The following is a 19,878-nucleotide window of genomic DNA, read 5'->3' on the forward strand; positions in this document are numbered from 1 at the left end:
CTGAAATATGTTTTGGCAATCAGCGTTCAAGTGTCAGCGCATCGGGATCAATGCGATCCTGCCAGCCTTCGCGGACCAGTTCGGGCACGACGTGATCTTCTTCGGGATATCCGATACACAGATAGGCAATGAGGCGCCAATGGTCTGGCACATCAAGCGTCTTGCCAACCACATCCGGCTCAAGGATCGAAACCCAGCCAACCCCGATGCCCTTCACACGTGCGGCCAGCCACAGCAGCTGCACAGCGGCGACCGCAGAATAATCAAGCATCTCGGGCATGGTCTTACGGCCCAGTCCCATGCCTGCTTCGGTTTCTTCATCGGCAAACACGGCCAACTGTACCGGGGCCTGATCCATGCCCTGAAGCTTCAGCGACGCATAAAGCTTGGCGCGTTCGCCGTGATAGTCATTAAGTGCTTCGTTATTGGCGCGCTCGAAACTGTCGCGAATTGATTTACGACGTTTCGGGTCATTGACCTTCACAAAACGCCATGGCTGACAATTGCCGACCGACGGCGCCAAGCAGGCTTCCTTGATCAGATCATCGACATCGCCCTTAGGGATCGGGTCTGTGCGAAAACGCCGGACATCACGCCGCCAGAGTAAAAGATTGATGAACTGCTTTTGAAACGCCTGGTCAAAAACCGGCGGCGTCAGGTCCGTTTCCGGGGCGCTGTTTGTGGCAATCTGATCTGGTTTGGTCATGGCGCGGGCCCGATGAAATGCGAGGTAAATCTCAATTGTTTTGCACCCTACCTGTCAGCGTCGCTGTCGCCAATAGCAAGATGATCTCATCGATCCATCACAGCCGATTTTTGCGCAGCATGCGCTTTACGTAAGCCTAGAACGGCACATCTATGGTCAGAAAACCGGTATAGTTGCCGTGCGACACTTCATAACTCAGTTTTCGCCGCAGCTCGAAACTGACGCTGGCGGGGAAACTACCCCATTGCTGGGTAATACCACCCCCGGTATCAAGATAAAGATTGGTGCTTTCAATGCTGACAAACGGCTCAAGCGTCATCGATGACTGTGCCACATCATGGATCAGGGAAAACTCCGATCGAATGCCGGTAATGTCCTCAGTCCCGGTGGCAATGTCGCGAAACCCCTGAATGCTGAGATCAAAACTCAGCGGATCATAGGCATAGTCGGCCCCGGCATAATATCGTGTCGATCCGCTGCGCCCGTAATTCTGGTTCAGAAGCGATATGGTCTCGTCCTGCCCGGCAAACGGAATGATTTCATGATTGCCAAAACCAAGGCGATAGCGCGCCTCGACCGAGGCATCAAAAAGCTGCGTGGTCGCAATGCTTCCGGGCACAAGTCCACCATTGGTGGCGCGCGCCGCATCAACATATTCGCGCGCGGTGGTGATGTCGCCATCAAGCTGGATGCGCAGCGGCACTGCGCCAAACTCATAGTCGGTGCCAAAACCGATGCTGTTTGAAATGCTGGTACTATCAAGCCGTTCGGCATAGCGCAGATTATCTGGCACCGGGCCAATCGGCGATTGGCGGATGGTGCTTTGGCCAAGGCTGATGCTGCCGCGCAGGTTAAACCAGTCTGTCACGCGCGAGACGAAATAGGGCGACAGGGCCAGATTGTTCTCGCGATAACCCAATTGCCGGGTGCCGGATTCGCCAACCGTGCTGCCCCAGCCAACCCCGATGCCAAGCACAAGCCCGTCATCAATCAGATAATCCACACCGCTATCAATCGAGATGGTGTCGCCACTGAGGCCTGGATCATAGCCCGACCCGGTGATCCGGTTTTCAAGTTCTGAATGGTTGCCCGCAAGCCAGATACTGATTGGCGCATGCACGCTGCGCGATTGGGTCGGGAACGTCCCCGCCGCACTATCAAGGTCAAGCTTGCGCGCAAGCGATGAAAGCGCATTACGCCCGGCCAGAATTTCGCTGGGCGTTGGTGTGCCCATGCCAAATTGCAGATGTTCGGTGGCCTGTTGCGGCGGAGAAAGGAAGCCATCAAACAACAAGGGCGCCACCCGACTGTCATACAGATCTTCGTCCATCTTGTCATACAGGCGGTTCATATGGCGCTGCTGATTTGCGGTCCGGGTGGTGGTCTTGTTGCGCAATACCGGTGCATCAGGCCGTGCGGCATCATCGCGGGCAAAGGCCTGCGGTATTATGGGCGGCTGGCTTATCTCCCGTCGAAGGATATAGGTAACGGCCGCCAGACAGACCGTGGCAATCACGGCAGCTTGAAAACGCCTGTGCATCTGACTTTAAACGTGACTGTTTGGGTCAGTGGTCCAGCATGACAGACGAAAATGCACGGAATATGGAGAAACACGGGCAGTTCTGCCCCATTGCTGTTTAGTCGCGCAAAGGTGCCGATTAGCGCCAATAGAATGTTGCGTCAAAAACCAAGCCGCGCTAGAACGCTTTGCACCGGCTTTGTCCGGTCCCAACGCGCGTCGCGGGCGTGGCGAAATTGGTAAACGCAGCGGACTTAAAATCCGTCAGCCCTAAGGCTTTGCCGGTTCAAGTCCGGCCGCCCGCACCAGCGCATCGGCAAACGGACCCTGTTTAAGGTCCCGGCACCAAATTGCCGAATTCCTGTCATCAAATCCTCTGCTTTGTATTTCATCCTGTGAGCATCCCGGCACAGGTTTGCTGTGGATGTTGTTTCATCCCCAATGCAGGAGAATGAAGATGGTTCACTTGATTGCCATTGGTGTCATTGCCGCCGCCGCACTGTTTGTAACCTGATGATCAATCGGTGACTTCTTGTATGAGATGCTGCAGTGCGATAGGATCTGTGATGTGCGTATTCACGCCATCAACAGGCCAGCATCGCCATGAACAAAGTCGCTGCCAAAGCCACAGAATTTTCGGGCGTACCGATCCAGCAGGACGGCGCATGGCACGCACTACCCGCCGATCAGGCCCTTGAAGCTTTCCAAACAAGCCCGCAAGGCCTTGATGCAGACCAAGCATCCGAACGTCTGGCGCAATATGGCCCCAACCGGCTTGATCCGCCGCGTCGGCGTGGGCCGCTGATCCGGTTTCTGGCCCAATTCAACAATGTGCTGATTTATGTCCTGCTGCTGGCAGCTCTCGTCACGGCGGCACTGGCGCATTGGGTCGACACGTCGGTCATTCTGGCGGTGGTGGTGATCAACGCCATCATCGGTTTCGTGCAGGAAGGCCGAGCCGAAAGCGCGCTTGAAGCAATCCGCAATATGCTTTCGCTTGCCGCCATCGTCGAGCGGGCCGGGCGTAAAATCGAAATCCCCGCCGAAGACGTCGTGCCCGGCGATATCATCCATCTGCAATCGGGGGACAAGGTCCCGGCTGATGTGCGTCTGAGCCGGGTCAAGGGTCTGCAAATTCAGGAAGCCATCCTGACGGGCGAATCTGTCCCCGTCGATAAGGCCGTCTCCCCCGTGGCCGCGGAAGCAGCACTCGGTGATCGTTTTTCCATGGCCTATTCCGGCACCATGGTCACCCACGGGCAGGGCTGCGGCGTGGTTGTTGCCACCGGTGCCAAAACCGAAATCGGCCGCATCAGTGCGCTTTTGTCCGAAGTCACCACCCTTACCACGCCACTTCTGCGGCAAATGTCGACCTTCGGGCGTAAACTCAGTGCTGCCATCATGGCGGTCGCCTTTATTACCTTTGCCATTGGTGTCTGGGTGCATGGGCGCGGGGCGGCGGACATGTTTGTCGGTGCGGTCGCGCTCGCCGTCGCCGCCATCCCCGAAGGCCTGCCTGCGATCATGACCATCGCCCTTGCCACCGGCGTGCAACGCATGGCCGCACGGCGCGCCATTATTCGCCGCCTGCCGGTGGTGGAGGCATTGGGATCGGTCAGCGTCATCTGCTCGGACAAGACCGGCACGCTGACGCGCAACGAAATGACGGTGCAGTCGCTCGCCACCGGCAAGCATCTTTATGCCGTCACGGGCACAGGATACCGGCCCGAAGGCGGCTTTGAGCTTGATGGCAAACCGGTCAAACCGGATGACCATCCCGGCCTGACCGAAATGGCGCGCGGGGCACTTTTGTGCAGTGACGCCGGTCTGCATGAAAGTGATGGTCAATGGTCGGTTGATGGCGACCCGACCGAAGGCGCACTGGTTGCCCTTGCCATGAAGGCGAAACTGGAACCCGGCACTGAAAACCGTCAATTGCCGCGCCATGACGTCATCCCGTTTGAATCCGAACATCGTTTCATGGCGACCCTGCATCACCATGCAGAGGGGCATGGCTTCATCTATGTCAAAGGCGCGCCGGAACGTATCCTTGCCATGTGCAACTCTCAGGGCGGACCGGATTATCAGGAAGTCCTGGATCGCCCCTATTGGGAAGCCCGCATGCAGGAAATGGCCGAAAATGGCCAACGGGTGCTGGCACTTGCCTTCCGCCCGACCCATAACGGCCATCACCAACTGGTGTTCGACGACGTCAAACAGGATCTTGTGTTGATCGGCCTTTACGGATTGGTCGACCCGCCGCGCGAGGAAGCCATCGCCGCCGTTGCCAAATGCCGTGCTGCCGGGATTGCAGTTAAAATGATCACCGGCGACCATGCGGTGACAGCCGGTGCCATTGCCCGGCAACTCGGCCTTGGCGATGGCGAACCTGTGGTCAGCGGCCACGAGCTTGACGGGCTTGATGATGACGCATTGCGCGCCGTCGCCCGGAAATCCCACGTTTTCGCCCGCACCAGTCCCGAACACAAGCTGCGTCTGGTCAAGGCCCTGCAGGCAGAGGGCCATGTCGTTGCCATGACCGGCGATGGCGTTAATGACGCCCCGGCGCTCAAGCGCGCCGATGTCGGCGTTGCCATGGGCCAGAAGGGCAATGAGGCCGCCAAGGAAGCCGCCGAAATGGTGCTGGTCGATGACAATTTTGCATCGATCGCCGCCGCGGTCGAAGAAGGCCGAACGGTTTACGACAATCTGGTCAAATCGATCCTGTTCATCCTGCCCAGCAGCGGCGGGGAGGCCCTGACGATTGTCATGGCGCTGGCCTTGGGGCAGTTGTTGCCAATCACCGCCCCGCAAATCCTCTGGGTTAATATGATCACCGCGGTGACGCTCGCCCTCGCCCTTGCGTTTGAGCCCGCTGAAGACAATGTCATGAAGCGTCAACCGCGCAGGCGCGATGCACCGTTACTATCGGGCTTTCTGATCTGGCGGACGATTTTTGTCTCACTCATTCTTGTGGCCGGTGTGTACGGCGTGTTTGTCTGGTCCCAGAACCGCGGGGCGGACCTTGAAGTATCGCGCACGGTTGCGGTCAACACGCTTGTGATGTTTGAACTGTTCTATCTGTTTAACGCCCGCTTCCTGACCGCATCGGCATTCACCAGACAAGGGCTTTTGGGCAGTCGGGCGGTGTTGATCGCGGTCGCACTGGTCGTGCTTTTCCAGCTGATCTACACCTATGCCCCGCCGATGCAGTATCTGTTTGAAAGTGTCGCCATCCCGCCGCTTGGCTGGGCGATGGCCGTCGGGGTCGGGTTTAGCGTCTTTGTGCTGGTCGAGATTGAAAAGGCTTTCCTGCGCCGCTGGCAGAAACGCAAGACAGGGTAATGTTTACCGGATGTAAAGCAGATGCCGCCTATCCATAACGCATCGCCGCAATCACGTGTCAGGCTGCCCTATGCCGTTACCAGACCAAGAAGACGAAGGCCCGCGCAAGAAAGAACGGATTGGCAAATATGTTGCCCCCGAAGAGCGCGCAGCCAATATCGTCAAACAGCTTGATGAATTCCTCCGCAAAGGGCCGAGCAAGGGGCTGAAATATTCCCGTTGGCAGCAACTGGCCTGGTATGAGATCGTCGATGAAATCAAACGCGCCGAAATGGCCCAGAAAAATCAGGACACCCTGACAAAGTCCGCCTTCCTCAGTTTGGCAATTGGCTTTGGTACGGTCGGCTTCTGGGGGCTGGTGCTGGTGGCGGGCAATGGCTTGGGCGCAATTGCCGCTGGCGTCATCGTGATTGCCGGTCTTGTTGTCTGGCGCGCCTTGTCCAAGGCAAAATGGTTTAAATAACAGTTCTATCACGCAGGCATTCGCACATATGAACAAGGAAGCAGCCGAAACTCTCGCCATTCGCGCCATCGCTCATATCGCCGGCGATGACGAATTGCTTCAGGGGTTGATCGCGCAAACCGGCATGGGGCTTGATGATCTCAAAGCCGGGATCGCCTCGAACGAGGTGCAGTGTGGTGCGCTTGAATTCCTGCTGTCGCACGAACCGTTTTTGATGCGCTTTGTCGAGGAGTCGGATTATGCCCCCGAAGACCCGGCACGTGCCCAGATTGTGCTGTCCGGCGGTCCCATCTGGCAGGACTGACCCCGGCCCGGAAAAACACCAGCCTAGGCTGTGATCAATTCAGGCGGATTGGGAATATCGGTCAGGCTGTCGGTGCGCAGTAGCCCGAAAATCACAGAATCACGAATGCCGATATGGGTTTGCCACTCGCCGCGCAGAACGCCTTCGCGGGTGAAGCCCAGCTTTTCAAATGTTCTGATTGACGCATGATTGTCCGGGTCGATATCGGCAAACACCCGGCGCGCGGTGGTGTTTTCAAACAGATACCGGATCGCGGCATGAAGACCACGTGCGGCGTAATTCCGACCGCGTGCGGCCGGGGTCACCATGCAGGCCGCTTCCCAGACATCCTCGTCGCGCCCGACATTATAAAGCGCAATACGCCCAAGGGCTGGTCCATCCGGTGTCTCGCAGATCACCCATGATGTCGCCTCGAACCCGATTGTCCATTCGCGCAATTTGGTAATCGTCGCTTCAAGATCGGCAAAGGCCGGGTCCGGAAGCCAGGTACAGCAATCCGGATCACCAAAAATGCGGTGCAATGCGGCGCCATCTGCCGCCGGGTCAAGGGGACGTAAAAACATGTGGGGCTCTTGGGTATGCGTTGGACGGTGGTGGTGTTTGGTCAGCTCAGGAACGGAAGGGGCGCACCGCCATAGACGTAAATCCACACCAGAAGTCCGCCGCCCAGCAAAATGCGATAGATCGCAAAGGGCGTGAAGCTGGATCGTTTCAGCCAGCTCATCAAAAGGGCGATGGCGATCAGGGCGGTGATAAATGACAGACCCGCTGCAAGCAGAACGTCTTCGGTCAGGTTGATGTCGCCTGCCTGATGCAAATCGATCCCTGCCAGCAACCCGGCACCGAGAATGACCGGGATCGACATCAGCATCGAAAACTGCGCCGCGTCCGATCGTTCGTACCCCATGAAGCGCGCTGCCGTCATGGTGATGCCCGACCGGCTGGTACCCGGAACAAGGGCCAGAACCTGTGCAAGTCCGATAAACAGGGCACCGCCCCAGCGCATATGTTCAAGACGGTTGATCGTCATGCCGACCTTGTCGGCAAGCCAAAGCAAGATGCCAAAGCCAAGTGTGGTCCAGGCAATGATTTCAACAGAGCGCAGCTGTTCCTCGATCCCGGAAACCTTGAAATAGAATCCGACGGCAATCACCGGGATGGTGGCAAGCACGATATGAAGGGCAAGACGGGCACCGGGATTGATTCGCCCGGTAAACAGCCGGACGAATCCGCCAAGCATGGCAAACACATCACGCCAGAAATAGATCAAAACAGCAGCCAAAGTACCGACATGCACCGCGACATCTACCAACAAACCCTGATCCGCGCTGCCGGTGAGGGCAGGGGCCAGGACAAGGTGGCCAGATGAACTGATCGGGAGAAATTCGGTGATCCCTTGAACGATCGCCAGAAGAATAATGTGCTGTAGGGTCACGCCCGCCTCTGTGGCTGTTCGCTGCAAAAACTGATCGCTTATAGCAGTTTAGCCCATTTTGGCGAAACGCATAAATAGTACCATTATGGTACTATTGAAACAATGTTGCGGTCATTTTCCGAGGCTCTCTTTGAAAAACCGGAAAAATTGTCCGGATATTTAAGTCAGTAATATTGACCTAAATGATATTTTGTGCTGGATTCTTGCCTGTTCGACACGTATACAGAGCAAAACCCGCAACATAAAACCCTTCCAGAGGGCCGTCATGACAGAAAAGATGCTGACATTTGTTCATCTTGAACAAAAATATCCGCACAAAAGAGAAGCGTCCGAGCGCCGCACGGATTTCAACGAAATTTATGCACCGTTTGATGACAATAGTGCCGCCGATCAGTCATCGCGCTGCTCGCAGTGTGGTGTGCCATTCTGCCAGGCGCATTGCCCGCTTTATAATAACATCCCCGATTGGCTGCGCCTGACCACCGAAGGTCGCCTTGAAGAGGCTTATGCCATCTCGGCTGCAACCAACAACATGCCCGAAGTCACCGGTCGCATCTGCCCGCAGGATCGCCTGTGTGAAGGCAATTGTGTGATCGAACAGTCGACCCACGGTGCTGTTACCATCGGTTCTGTTGAAAAATACATCACCGACACCGCCTTTGCGAATGGCTGGGTGAAGCCGCCGAAACCGGCCAAGGAAAATGGCATGTCGGTTGGCATCATCGGCGGTGGTCCGGGTGGTATGGCCGCGGCCGAACAGCTGCGCCTCAAAGGATATGAAGTCCACATCTATGACCGTTATGACCGCATGGGCGGGCTGCTGGTTTATGGTATTCCGGGCTTCAAGCTTGAAAAGGATGTCGTCGAACGCCGTGTGAAGCTTCTCGAAGAAGGTGGTGTTGTCATGCACACCGAATTCGAGGTTGGCCGCGATGCGACCCTTGATGACCTGCGCAAGAAACATGACAGTGTTCTGATCGCGACCGGCGTTTACAAGGCCCGCGAACTGAAGCTGCCCGGTGCCGGTCTTGGCAATGTCTATCCGGCACTTGAATACCTGACCACGTCCAACCGCCACGGCCTGGGTGACACGGTTCCTGCTTACGAAGACGGAACGCTGAATGCCAAGGACAAGAATGTTGTCGTGATCGGTGGTGGTGATACCGCCATGGACTGTGTCCGTACCGCGATCCGTCAGGGTGCCAAATCGGTCAAGTGTCTCTATCGCCGTGACCGTGCAAACATGCCGGGCTCGCAGCGCGAAGTCGCCAATGCCGAGGAAGAAGGTGTCGAGTTTGTCTGGCTGACCAACCCCGAAGCCTTTGTCGGCGATGACAAGGTAACCGGTGTGCGTGCGGTCAAGATGCGCCTTGGTGCCCCGGATGCCGGTGGCCGTCAGAGCCCGGAAATCATCGAAGGTTCCAGCTACACCATGGATGCCGACATGGTCATCCTGGCGCTTGGTTTCGAACCCGAAGACCTGCCGACCCTGTTTGATGCACCGGAACTGGGTGTTTCGCGCTGGGGCACGGTCAAGATCGACTTCCGCACCATGATGACCAATCTCGATGGCGTGTTTGCTGCGGGTGATATTGCCCGTGGTGCGTCGCTTGTGGTCTGGGCAATTCGCGATGGCCGTGATGCGGCTGACCGGATTGATGAGTATTTGCTGGCGCGCAAAGAAGCTGCTGCTTAAGCCCGCTGCCGCATTAGGAGAGAGACGATATGAACAAGATCGTTCAGGATAAAATGGATCAGAACCGTGGCGCTGCTGACATCGCCCGTTTTGAAAAGAACGCAGCACATCTTGAAGCCAGTGGCATGTATGACCCGGCCGAAGAACACGCCAACTGTGGTGTGGGTCTGGTCGGTGCCATTGACGGCAAACCGCGTCGCGAAGTTGTCGAAGCCGGTATCGAGGCGCTGAAAGCCATCTGGCACCGTGGTGCTGTTGATGCCGACGGCAAGACCGGTGATGGCGCAGGTATCCACCTTCAGATCCCGCAGGATTTCTTCAAGGCATATCTTAAGGTCATCAACCAGGAAGCCCCGGACAGCCTGATCGCTGTTGGTCAGGTCTTCCTGCCGCGTATCGACATGGCCGCACAGGAACGTTGCCGTGCGATTGTTGAAACCGAAATCCTCAAACAGGGTTACGGCATTCTCGGCTGGCGTCAGGTGCCGGTTGATGTATCGGTCATCGGTGAAAAAGCCAACCAGACCCGCCCGGAAATCGAACAGGTTCTGATCGGTGTCCGTGATGACGTCGACGAAGAAAAGTTCGAGATCGACCTTTATGCTATCCGTCGCCGCATCGAGAAGGCTGTGCTTTCCGAGGCGATCAAGGATTTCTACATCTGCTCGATGTCGTGCCGTTCGGTGATCTACAAGGGCATGTTCCTGGCCGAAGACGTCGATACGTTCTATCCTGATCTGCGCGATGATCGCTTCATCTCGAACTTCTGCGTCTATCATCAGCGCTACTCGACCAACACCTTCCCGAGCTGGCCGTTGGCACAGCCGTTCCGTGTTCTCGCCCATAACGGCGAAATCAACACGCTGCGCGGCAACGTCAACTGGATGAAAAGCCATGAAGCACGCATGGCACATGATGCCTATGCTGACAGCATCGATGACCTCAAACCGGTGATCCAGCCGGGCTCGTCTGACTCGGCCGCCCTTGATGCCGTGTTCGAACTGATGGTGCGTTCGGGTCGCGACCTTCCGATGGTCAAAACCATGATGGTGCCCGAAGCCTGGTCGAAAAAGGCATCCACACCCGACAGCTATAAAAACCTCTATGCCTATTGCAACGCCGTGATGGAACCGTGGGACGGTCCGGCCGCCCTTGCGGCCTATGGCGGCAAATGGCTGATGGGTGGTACTGACCGTAACGGTCTGCGTCCGCTGCGCTATGCGGTGACGGGCAACGGTCTTCTGATCGCTGGTTCCGAGGCCGGTATGGTTCATATCGACGAGGAAGCCTGCGTTGAAAAAGGTCGCCTCGGCCCGGGCCAGATGATTGCCGTCAACCTCGCAGAAGGCAAACTGCTGCATGATGCCGAGCTTAAAGATCAGCTGGCAGCACGTCGCGACTGGTCGAAATGGGTTGGCCGCACCAAGGTGCTTGATGATCTGATTTCACCGGAACATGCCGAACCGGCACATTTCGAAAAAGAACGCCTGCTGCGCATGCAAAAGGCGATGGGCCTTTCCCACGAAGACCTTGAACTGATCCTTCATCCGATGGGTGAGGACGGCAAGGAAGCCATCGGTTCGATGGGTGATGACACCCCGCTTGCGATCTTGTCAGATCGTTATCGCGGCCTGCATCACTTCTTCCGTCAGAACTTCTCGCAGGTCACCAACCCGCCGATCGACAGTCTTCGTGAAGCGCGCGTCATGAGCCTGAAGACCCGTCTGGGCAACCTTGGCAACATCCTCGACGAGGATGAAAGCCAGTGTGACTTGCTGCAGCTCGAAAGCCCGGTTCTGACCAACGCCGAATATGACGCCATGCGCGGCTATATGGGCGAAAGTGCTGTTGAAATCGACACCACCTTTGACATCGGTGGTGGGCAGACGGCCCTGCGTGATGCGATCACCCGCATCCAGCGCGAAGCCGAGGAAGCTGTGCGCGGCGGTGCCCTGCACATCATCCTGACCGACGAAGGCATTTCCGAAACCCGTGCCGCAATCCCGATGATCCTTGCGACCGGTGGTGTACACAGCTACCTCGTGAAGACGTCGCTTCGCACCTATATCTCGCTCAACGTTCGCTCGGCCGAATGCATGGATGTGCATTACTTCGCCGTTCTGATCGGTGTCGGTGCAACGACGGTCAACGCCTATCTCGCACAGGAAGGTCTGCTGGATCGTTATGCGCGTGGCCTGTTCCCGAATGTGAACAGCACCGCCGAAGTCATGCAGCGCTTCAAGGCCGCAATTGATGCCGGTTTGCTCAAGATCATGTCGAAAATGGGCATCTCGATCATCAGCTCCTATCGTGGTGGCTACAACTTCGAAAGCATCGGTCTGTCGCGGTCGCTTGTGGCTGAATTCTTCCCGGGCATGCCGTCGCGCATTTCGGGGATCGGCCTTCAGGGTATTCAGCGCCGCACAATCGCCCAGCACAAAGAAGCCTTTAACGGCAATGTCGTGACGCTTCCGGTGGGTGGTCTCTACAAATACCGTCGCAGTGGCGAACGTCACGTCTGGACCGGTCCGCTGATCCACACCTTGCAGTCCGCTGTGACGTCTGGCAGCTACAACACCTTCCGCAAGTTCTCCGAAGGTCTGCGTTCGCGTGAACCGCTTCATCTGCGCGATCTTCTTGATTTCCGCAGTGACCATAGCCCTGTTCATCAGGACAAGGTCGAAAGCATCACCGAAATCCGCAAGCGTTTCGTAACCCCGGGCATGTCCCACGGGGCGCTCTCGACCGAGGCGCACGAGGCCCTTGCGATCGCCATGAACCGCATCGGTGCGAAATCGAACTCCGGTGAAGGTGGTGAATCGCGTGAACGTTTCCGTCCGCGTGCGAACGGTGACAATGCGCGTTCCTCGATCAAGCAGGTTGCATCGGGTCGCTTTGGCGTCACGGCCGAATACCTCAACAACTGCGAAGAAATCCAGATCAAGGTCGCCCAGGGTGCAAAACCGGGCGAAGGTGGTCAGCTGCCGGGCTTCAAGGTCACGGTGGAAATCGCCCAGCTGCGTCATGCAACGCCGGGTGTGACCCTGATTTCGCCGCCGCCGCACCATGACATCTACTCGATCGAAGATCTGGCACAGCTGATCTACGACCTCAAACAGATCAACCCGCGCTGCCGCGTCTGCGTCAAGCTGGTGTCGCGTTCGGGTGTCGGGACGATTGCCGCCGGTGTTGCCAAGGCAAAAGCCGACGTGATCCTGATTTCCGGTTATGACGGCGGTACGGGTGCAAGCCCGCAGACCTCGATCAAATATGCCGGTGTTCCGTGGGAAATGGGCCTGTCGGAAGTCAACCAGGTCCTGACGCTCAACAACCTGCGTGACAAGGTCAAGCTGCGCGTTGACGGTGGTTTCAAAACCGGCCGCGACGTGGTGATCGGTGCCATGCTCGGTGCCGAGGAATTCGGTATCGGGACGGCCTCCCTGATCGCACTTGGTTGCATCATGGTCCGTCAGTGCCATTCGAACACCTGCCCGGTGGGGGTCTGTACCCAGGATCCGGCACTGCGTGCCAAGTTCGTCGGTACCGCAGACAAGCTGGTCAACCTGTTCACCTTCATGGCCGAGGAAGTCAAAGACGTTCTGGCTGAACTTGGCTACACCCGCCTCGAAGAGGTCATTGGTCGCTCGGATCTGCTTCAGCAGGTTCACCGTGGTGCCAAGGACCTTGTTGACCTTGACCTTAACCCGCTTCTGGCACAGGCAGATGCTGGCGATCATGCCCGCTTCTGCACCATCGAAGGCCGTAACGAAGTACCCGACACTCTTGATGCCCAGATGATCAAGGATGCCCGTCCGCTTCTGGAAGACGGCGAAAAGATGCAGCTTCAGTACAACATCCAGAACACCCAGCGTGCGATTGGGACCCGGATGTCGTCACTGATCACGCAGAAATACGGCATGACCGGCCTGAAACCGGGCCATCTCCATGTCCGTCTTCGTGGCTCGGCTGGTCAGTCGCTTGGTGCCTTTGCCGTGCAGGGGCTCAAGATCGAAGTTCAGGGCGATGCCAACGACTATGTCGGCAAGGGCCTTTCGGGCGGAACGATTGTTCTGCGTCCGCGCCCAAGCAGCTCGCTTAAGACCAACGAAAACACCATCATCGGCAACACCATTTTGTATGGTGCGACCGCAGGCAAGCTGTTTGCCGCCGGTCAGGCCGGTGAACGTTTCTGTGTGCGTAACTCCGGTGCGACTGTCGTGGTCGAAGGCTGTGGCTCGAACGGTTGTGAATATATGACCGGCGGCACGGCTGTCATTCTTGGCTCCGTTGGTGAAAACTTCGGTGCTGGCATGACCGGTGGCATGGCGTTCATCTATGACAGGGACAATACCTTTGCCGATGTCGTTAATGATGGCTCCATCCTGTATCAGCGCATTGAAACCCAGCATTGGGACGAACATTGCCGTTCTCTGATCGAAGAACATGTGGCCGAAACCGAAAGTGGTTTCGCCCGCACCATCCTCGATAACTGGGATCGTGAACGCGGCAACTTCTGGCAGATCGTGCCAAAGGAAATCGTCGACAAGCTGGAACACCCCATTCGCTCCGAGAGCGAAAACCAGGCAACTGCGTGATCCCTCACGCTTTTGCGCAAGCTCCCTTGTCCAACACACCTGGACAAACGAACTCGCCCCGTACTTCGGTACGGGGCTTTTTTCTTATGGGGGAGTTGCCTTGGTTGAACCTGCAAAGGCACGTCAAATGCGTGCGTTCCGTAAGGGAACGTCACGACGCAACGATCTGCGGCATTGCTGGTTAAAGCACGATGTTCAGGTAGGTCCCGCGTCGCGCATTATGGTCAATCTGATCGGTTGCGATCAGGTTGCGCAGGCGGGCAAGCTGGGATGCGATGAAGCTGTCAGAGGACGGCTGGTCGGAATTGGCACCAACCCGACCCCGCGAAACCATACCGCCCTGCGGACGCGCACGCGCATCCTGAAGGCCTGTATGGGAGGAGCCTGTGCCAATTCTGTTGGTGGTCATCTGATCGTCCACGATTGAAGTTGGGCTTACCCTAGCACGTGGTCAGACGTTTGTCATGATCGCGTGACGGGCGGCATCAAAGCGCAATCCGTGGTCCAGACAGAAAGAAGGGTGGCCATAAAAGACCACCCCGGAGGAAGCTAACGAGAGGGAAAAATCACGTTAGGATATTAACCTTGGTGCCACGATTGCCGCTGGTTTCAAGCGGCTGGTGTTCGGTGACGATCGAGCCAATCACCTTGGCAAGACCGGTTGCCTTTTTGATCGCGCCTTCTGCGGCTGCGAAAGGCAAAGACGGGTCTGCACCACCTTTGGGCGTAATTGCATCATTCACGGCCTGTGCCGCTGAAACAAGTCCTGAACCTTGAACTGAGCCGATCATCCTGACCTCTTTATCTGTCCGGGTGGGCGATGCCCATCACTATTTACCGGGTTCTTCAAATCTGTCTGAAGTTCACGGTATGGGCTTGTTAGGTTGATATAAGTGATGGTTGTCACACTATCCAGTGCTGTCGCAATCCAAACTCCGCCAATTGCTTGGTTTGCAAGCATTTTAACTAATATAGGCGGGTAAGATTTTTTTAACCATTCGGCGAAAATTCTGCGATTTCGCAATGGTCAGGGTTGGGGACTCGACCTGTTGAGCAGCGATGTCAGCTCGACTGCGCCCGTTCGGATGCGAGTTTGAGCGCATCATGCACCGCTTTTTGCAACTTTCCGGGGCGGAATGGCTTTTTGACAAACACGTAATTGCCCAAAAGATTATCCAGTTCCTTGCGTGATCGTGCCGGGTAACCGGACATGAACACTACGCCATAGCGCGGGTTTTGGCGCAATGCTTCGATGATCAGTTGCGGGCCACTGCGACCGGGCAAGACGACGTCGGTCACAATCACATCAAATGCCGCATCACCGGTGCTCGTTTGCAGGATCACCAATGCCTCTTCGGTGCTTTTCGCGATCTCGGTGCGATAACCGGCATCATCCAGGATGATTTGGGCGGTGGTGCGCAGGGCCTGCTCATCATCAACAATCAGAACACGCTCGCCATTGCCGGGGAAGACGCCAATTTCGTCAACTTCGTCCTCGGGCTCTGCGCCGGGTTCCGAACGCGGCAGATAGATCGAAAACGTCGTACCTTCGCCCTCGACACTTTCAAGATTGATAAAGCCGTGGGCCTCTTCGACCCAGCTATGCACAATCGAAAGCCCAAGTCCGGTCCCCTTGCCCGGCTCCTTGGTCGAGAAGAAGGGCTCGAAAATATGATCGATCACATCTTCGGGAATCCCGGTGCCGGTATCCTGCACGGTGATGACAACAAACTGGCCTTCCACCTCTGGCGGATAGATATCCTCGTCCTCATCGGCGTCGCGCTGTGCCAGTGGCGGAATATCGGCACTGCTGCATGAAATCTGCAGTGTCCCGCCATCGGGCATCGCATCGCGCGCATTGATCGCGAGGTTAAGGATACAAGCCGACAATTGCGTCGGATCAACCCTTGTATGAAGGTCGGCCTCGTCGGCCCAGATTTGCAGATCAATCCGGTGCTCAAGCAAGGTCACCAGCAGTTTTTCCATCTCCGCAAAGATGCTTTCTACCCGGACATTCTTCGGCTGGTCGATCCTGCGGCGCGAAAACATCAAAAGCTGATCGGCAACACCGGTCGCCCGCTCGCCAAGCGATATGACATGATCGATATATTCCTTGACCCGTTCAGGGTCATCAATCTTGGCACGCGCCACTTCGGCGAAGCTCAGGATGCCGGCAAGGCAATTGTTGAACTCGTGGGCAACACCACCGGCCATCTGGCCAACCGCCTCAAGCTTTTGCGATGTGGCAAGCTGGCGCTGCAAGGCTTGTTGTTCCTCGGCGGCGCGATGTTGTTCGGTAATGTTGCTGCCCGTCCCGCGATAGCCGTTGAAACTGCCATCCAGCGCAAAGACCGGCACGCCATTGATCCGCCCGAACTGCTTTTCACCATCCCGCGATGTCCAGGAAAATTCGACGTTATAGAACGCGGTATGTTCATCGAGATGGCGTTGCAGATATTGCCACCCCTCCGGGTGTTCCGGATGAAGCCCAAGTTTGTCAAACGACTGCCCCTGCGGGGAGCCATTGATTTCCTCGATCAGCTGATAAAACTTGTAGGACGCAAAGGCGATTTTGAAATCGCTGCCCATCTCCCAGTACCAGTCGGCGGAAGACAGGGTAAAGTCGCGGAAACGCTCTTCACTGTCGCGCAAGGCATTCTGGGCCGCCTGATGTTGCTGGGTGCGGCGTTCCAGACTTTCGGCCATGGCGTTCAGGCCGCGCTCGAGAATGCCGATTTCGTCACGCCCCATCGGTGTCAGCCGTGAACTCAGCTTGCCGACCTGGATCTTGTTAACAAACTGTGCGGCTGTGATCAGGCGCTTAAGCACCGTGTGCTGGGTAAACAGGAAAATCAGCGCGGAGGTCAGCAACACACAAAGGATGGAGCCGATCACAAGCACCGATTGCATCTGGCGCTGGCTTTCTTCAAGGCCCTTGGTGGATACCTTGAGATAGACATACATGAAGGGCTGATTGGCATTCAGGGCAAAGATCGGCGTGATGCTGACCATGCTGGACCCGGTATCGTCATCAACCGTGAACAGGGTCTGCTCTCTCATGTCGGCGCGAAGCTGTTCGGCCGGGAAGTCGGGTAACGAGCTGATCGATGCGCCGATCATCAAAGGGTCGGTTGAATGATAGATGGTGCCGTCAAAACCGACAGCCAGCGCTTGCTGCAAATGCCGTCCAAGCAGAAGTTCCATCTGCTCGGGGTCGCTCAGAATAGAGACCTTGAGTTGTTCCTGCTGGATAAGCCGTCCGGGTGTGCTGATCTGTTCCGCAATCCTGCGGTCAATTTCGGCCCCGAAATAGTTCACATAATAGCCGCCAAACAGACCAAAAAGGATGGTTTCCACGACAATGATCGCAAATGCGATCTTGAAAACCAGACTGCCGATCAGTCGGTCAAACAGCGTCCTCAAGTTAATTCTGCCCCCATTCAGAATGATGCGTGTTTGTCGTGGATTTTACTCGGGCTGAATAAAATACTGACTTGGATTGGTCGGTGCAGGTGTCGCATAACTCCAGGCGGCAGGCATGACCTTGGGAACGTTGTGGAAGTCCCGTGCCACCACGCCTTTTCTGTTTGGCGGTAATGCAATTCCCATAAGGTAAAACTGATTTGCACTGATGTCGAGAATATCGCGCATCAGTTGATTTTGTTTTTCGGCATTTGCTGTCGCTTTGAGCTGGTCATAAAGCGCAAGCTGATCGCGAACATCTTTGGGCGGGGTGATGGCATCGGGGCTTTCCGGGTTCAGGTACCAGTTGGCCCATCCGGTTGCATACCAGGACGATTCAGAAGACATCGGCAGGTAATTGATCGGGGTGAGCATCGCATCAAGACCGCCATCACCACCCCACGCACTGGCATTGTGTTCATTGCGTTCGCGCAACGCGACAAACTCGTCACGCGCAAGGTTCCGGGCCCTGACATCAATGCCAAGTTCGCGCCAATACCCCATGACCGCATCGAGCATCTGAAAGCGTTCCGCACCCTCGGTATCAATCGTAAACGAAAGCGGCTTGCCGTCCGGACGCAACAGGATGCCGTCATCATTGATGTTGGTAAGTCCTGCTTTGGCAATATAGCTCCGCGCCAGTTCGACATTATATGCCATGAATTGTCGCGCCAGCACCGTGTGATATTGCGGGCTTTCCGGTCTTGGTGCCGCCTGATGGGGCAAGGCACCGGGAACAAAGCGATCAATGATGGTCTCGCGATCAATCGCATATGACAGTGCAACGCGAAAATCCTTGTTCTGGAAGATGTCGCGCAGCACCGGGTCCTTGTCATTGAGATTAAGCGACAAGGTCAGGATATTCATATCGCTCTCAATCAGCGTGAAGGCCTGAAGATCCTTGTTTTGGGCCAGAACTTCGTTGGCGCGCGTGCCGATATGGCGTTCCTGCATATTGACCTTGCCGGCAATTGCCGCATCCCCAGCCGCACTTTTTGACGGCACCAGTGTCATGGAAACCGTGTCGATATAGGGAAGTTGACGACCGGTCGGATCAATTTTCCAGTAATAGGGATTGCGTTTGGCGATCAGTGGATCGTCCTTGCCATATACCCCGGTAAGCACCCAGGCATTCAGGGTCGGCACATCGGGATTGTTCCAGCGCGTCGGGTCATCAATCGTACCGGGGTGCCCAAATACGTCGATAAAACGCTCTTTCCAGCCGGCATAACCCATCTTCTGGGCGTCGGCATCGGCATTGGCATTATATTTCGGCAAAAGCGGCTTCAGAAAATGCGCCGGATAGCTTACCGGCTCAACACCTTCGGGGCGGGCAAGGGCGGTCGGGAAAAGTCCATATGGCTTGCTGAAACGAAACGCGACGGTATAGGGATCGATCTCGTCGACTTGCACGGTATTGCCGCCTGATGTCAGCCATTCCGGCACCGCATCGGCAAAGGCCGGATTGTTCAGGATATCTTCGTACCAGAAAACGATGTCATCAGCCGTAAACGGGGTGCCGTCCGACCAACGCATGCCTTGCCGCAGACGGAAAAAGAACTCGGTTGCATCGCTGCTGGGCTGGAATGACAGGGCGACATTGGGGATGGTCGAAGACCATTGCGGGGTCCAGCGCAGAAGTGGCTCATATCCAATTGTCCTGATCAGCAGGGCATGGTCGCGGCTGTTACGCTGCGCCATTTTCCAGGTGCCGCCATAGGTTCCGACCCGTTCATTGGGGGTGACGATCATCGGTGCGGTCGGCAAGCGATCCTTGACCGGCGGCAGATTTCCGTCCTCAACCAGTTTGGCAAGTTCGGGTGCTTCACCAAATTCAACGGCATGCGTTTTGGCAACGCCAGTCAACATTGTGGTCAGTGCAACAATCAGGATAAGAGTATGGTGCCTCACAAAAACCTGGCCCCCCTTTTGGATTTGTGTGCTCTGGTCTAAAGTATTGCGACAACTACCCTAAAGTGGTGGTAAGTTGATCCTCCCAAACTAGATAGAGTGATCGAGTTGTGGAAGTACAAAATTTGCAATCGCGCGTTTTTTTGTATCGATTCATTGCGCGGTGAAATTGCTATATGTGAAATGCGTTGCGACTTTCAAACGCATTTTCATCGGTGATCAAATGATCAAGCCGTCCGCTCGATTGGGAAAAATTCAGCGTGGTACCCATCTTTTTTCTTCTTATTTTAATTCGACCCTAGCATCCGAAACGCGCGGAAATCAAAGTTTCTTTTAAACTAATATAACGATCTGAAGCGGCTGAGAGCGCCTTGCAAGCTGCGATTGGATTTGCACTCTGTCGGGGCAGCCCAATATGATGACTGTGTCACAATGCGAACCG

Annotated in this window: 13 protein-coding genes and 1 tRNA gene; 6 read left to right on the top strand and 8 right to left on the bottom strand. The window is 56.2% G+C overall.

What is annotated here, in order from left to right:
* Positions 1-19: 19 nt before the first annotated feature.
* Together bluB and AC5Q5A_RS02765 are read right to left on the bottom strand one after the other, a co-directional pair.
* Complete coding sequence (gene bluB, locus AC5Q5A_RS02760) at positions 20-706, bottom strand: 5,6-dimethylbenzimidazole synthase (RefSeq protein ID WP_493894265.1); 687 nt, start codon at positions 704-706, stop codon at positions 20-22.
* A gap of 136 nt (positions 707-842) precedes the next feature.
* Positions 843-2,246 (bottom strand): hypothetical protein, encoded by a 1,404-nt coding sequence (locus AC5Q5A_RS02765; RefSeq protein ID WP_493894266.1) that lies wholly within the window; start codon positions 2,244-2,246, stop codon positions 843-845.
* Between the two features lie 200 nt (positions 2,247-2,446).
* On the opposite strand from AC5Q5A_RS02765, the gene AC5Q5A_RS02770 reads away from it, so the two are divergent.
* The 4 genes from AC5Q5A_RS02770 to AC5Q5A_RS02785 all read left to right on the top strand — a co-directional run bounded on the left by AC5Q5A_RS02770 (position 2,447) and on the right by AC5Q5A_RS02785 (position 6,337).
* Positions 2,447-2,533: transfer RNA gene (locus AC5Q5A_RS02770), tRNA-Leu, on the top strand.
* A gap of 295 nt (positions 2,534-2,828) precedes the next feature.
* Positions 2,829-5,570: a cation-transporting P-type ATPase gene (locus tag AC5Q5A_RS02775; protein WP_493894267.1), complete on the top strand. Its 2,742-nt coding sequence runs from the start codon at positions 2,829-2,831 to the stop codon at positions 5,568-5,570.
* A gap of 70 nt (positions 5,571-5,640) precedes the next feature.
* Positions 5,641-6,033, top strand: a complete 393-nt coding sequence (locus tag AC5Q5A_RS02780) for a hypothetical protein (RefSeq protein ID WP_008888359.1) — start codon at positions 5,641-5,643, stop codon at positions 6,031-6,033.
* A 28-nt stretch (positions 6,034-6,061) separates the two neighbouring features.
* Positions 6,062-6,337 carry a DUF3572 domain-containing protein gene (locus tag AC5Q5A_RS02785; protein ID WP_008888358.1) on the top strand — a complete coding sequence of 92 codons (276 nt, stop codon included), beginning with the start codon at positions 6,062-6,064 and terminating at the stop codon, positions 6,335-6,337.
* Between the two features lie 23 nt (positions 6,338-6,360).
* Here the strand turns inward: AC5Q5A_RS02785 and AC5Q5A_RS02790 are convergent, their stop codons facing one another.
* Together AC5Q5A_RS02790 and AC5Q5A_RS02795 are read right to left on the bottom strand one after the other, a co-directional pair.
* Positions 6,361-6,900, bottom strand: a complete 540-nt coding sequence (locus AC5Q5A_RS02790) for a GNAT family N-acetyltransferase (RefSeq protein ID WP_493894268.1) — start codon at positions 6,898-6,900, stop codon at positions 6,361-6,363.
* Between the two features lie 41 nt (positions 6,901-6,941).
* A complete protein-coding gene (locus tag AC5Q5A_RS02795) occupies positions 6,942-7,772 on the bottom strand; it encodes an undecaprenyl-diphosphate phosphatase (RefSeq protein ID WP_064787562.1) in 831 nt (276 codons plus the stop codon).
* Between the two features lie 265 nt (positions 7,773-8,037).
* Here AC5Q5A_RS02795 and AC5Q5A_RS02800 point away from each other — a divergent pair, with 265 nt between their 5' ends.
* Both AC5Q5A_RS02800 and gltB read left to right on the top strand, forming a co-directional pair.
* Positions 8,038-9,468 (top strand): NAD(P)-dependent oxidoreductase, encoded by a 1,431-nt coding sequence (locus tag AC5Q5A_RS02800; protein ID WP_008888355.1) that lies wholly within the window; start codon positions 8,038-8,040, stop codon positions 9,466-9,468.
* 29 nt (positions 9,469-9,497) lie between these two features.
* Positions 9,498-14,063 (top strand): glutamate synthase large subunit, encoded by a 4,566-nt coding sequence (gene gltB, locus AC5Q5A_RS02805; RefSeq protein ID WP_296987502.1) that lies wholly within the window; start codon positions 9,498-9,500, stop codon positions 14,061-14,063.
* A 181-nt stretch (positions 14,064-14,244) separates the two neighbouring features.
* On the opposite strand, the gene AC5Q5A_RS02810 is transcribed toward gltB, so the two are convergent.
* The 4 genes from AC5Q5A_RS02810 to AC5Q5A_RS02825 all read right to left on the bottom strand — a co-directional run bounded on the left by AC5Q5A_RS02810 (position 14,245) and on the right by AC5Q5A_RS02825 (position 19,436).
* Positions 14,245-14,472 (bottom strand): hypothetical protein, encoded by a 228-nt coding sequence (locus tag AC5Q5A_RS02810; RefSeq protein ID WP_064787560.1) that lies wholly within the window; start codon positions 14,470-14,472, stop codon positions 14,245-14,247.
* A 157-nt stretch (positions 14,473-14,629) separates the two neighbouring features.
* Positions 14,630-14,854 (bottom strand): hypothetical protein, encoded by a 225-nt coding sequence (locus tag AC5Q5A_RS02815; RefSeq protein WP_493894269.1) that lies wholly within the window; start codon positions 14,852-14,854, stop codon positions 14,630-14,632.
* Positions 14,855-15,125: 271 nt separating this feature from the next.
* Entirely contained in the window at positions 15,126-17,486 is a 2,361-nt protein-coding gene (locus tag AC5Q5A_RS02820; RefSeq protein ID WP_493894270.1) for an ATP-binding protein, read from the bottom strand.
* Positions 17,487-17,531: 45 nt separating this feature from the next.
* The gene (locus AC5Q5A_RS02825; RefSeq protein WP_493894271.1) at positions 17,532-19,436 is read right to left on the bottom strand and encodes an ABC transporter substrate-binding protein; all 1,905 of its coding nucleotides are present in this window, start codon (positions 19,434-19,436) and stop codon (positions 17,532-17,534) included.
* Positions 19,437-19,878 lie beyond the last annotated feature (442 nt).

The sequence above is a fragment of the Thalassospira sp. CA1 genome (genome assembly GCF_059052855.1).

Coding starts and splice junctions, on each gene's coding strand:
- bluB (WP_493894265.1), bottom strand. CDS start 706: ATGACCAAACCAGATCAGATTGCCACAAACAGCGCCCCGGAAACGGAC.
- AC5Q5A_RS02765 (WP_493894266.1), bottom strand. CDS start 2,246: ATGCACAGGCGTTTTCAAGCTGCCGTGATTGCCACGGTCTGTCTGGCG.
- AC5Q5A_RS02775 (WP_493894267.1), top strand. CDS start 2,829: ATGAACAAAGTCGCTGCCAAAGCCACAGAATTTTCGGGCGTACCGATC.
- AC5Q5A_RS02780 (WP_008888359.1), top strand. CDS start 5,641: ATGCCGTTACCAGACCAAGAAGACGAAGGCCCGCGCAAGAAAGAACGG.
- AC5Q5A_RS02785 (WP_008888358.1), top strand. CDS start 6,062: ATGAACAAGGAAGCAGCCGAAACTCTCGCCATTCGCGCCATCGCTCAT.
- AC5Q5A_RS02790 (WP_493894268.1), bottom strand. CDS start 6,900: ATGTTTTTACGTCCCCTTGACCCGGCGGCAGATGGCGCCGCATTGCAC.
- AC5Q5A_RS02800 (WP_008888355.1), top strand. CDS start 8,038: ATGACAGAAAAGATGCTGACATTTGTTCATCTTGAACAAAAATATCCG.
- gltB (WP_296987502.1), top strand. CDS start 9,498: ATGAACAAGATCGTTCAGGATAAAATGGATCAGAACCGTGGCGCTGCT.
- AC5Q5A_RS02810 (WP_064787560.1), bottom strand. CDS start 14,472: ATGACCACCAACAGAATTGGCACAGGCTCCTCCCATACAGGCCTTCAG.
- AC5Q5A_RS02815 (WP_493894269.1), bottom strand. CDS start 14,854: ATGATCGGCTCAGTTCAAGGTTCAGGACTTGTTTCAGCGGCACAGGCC.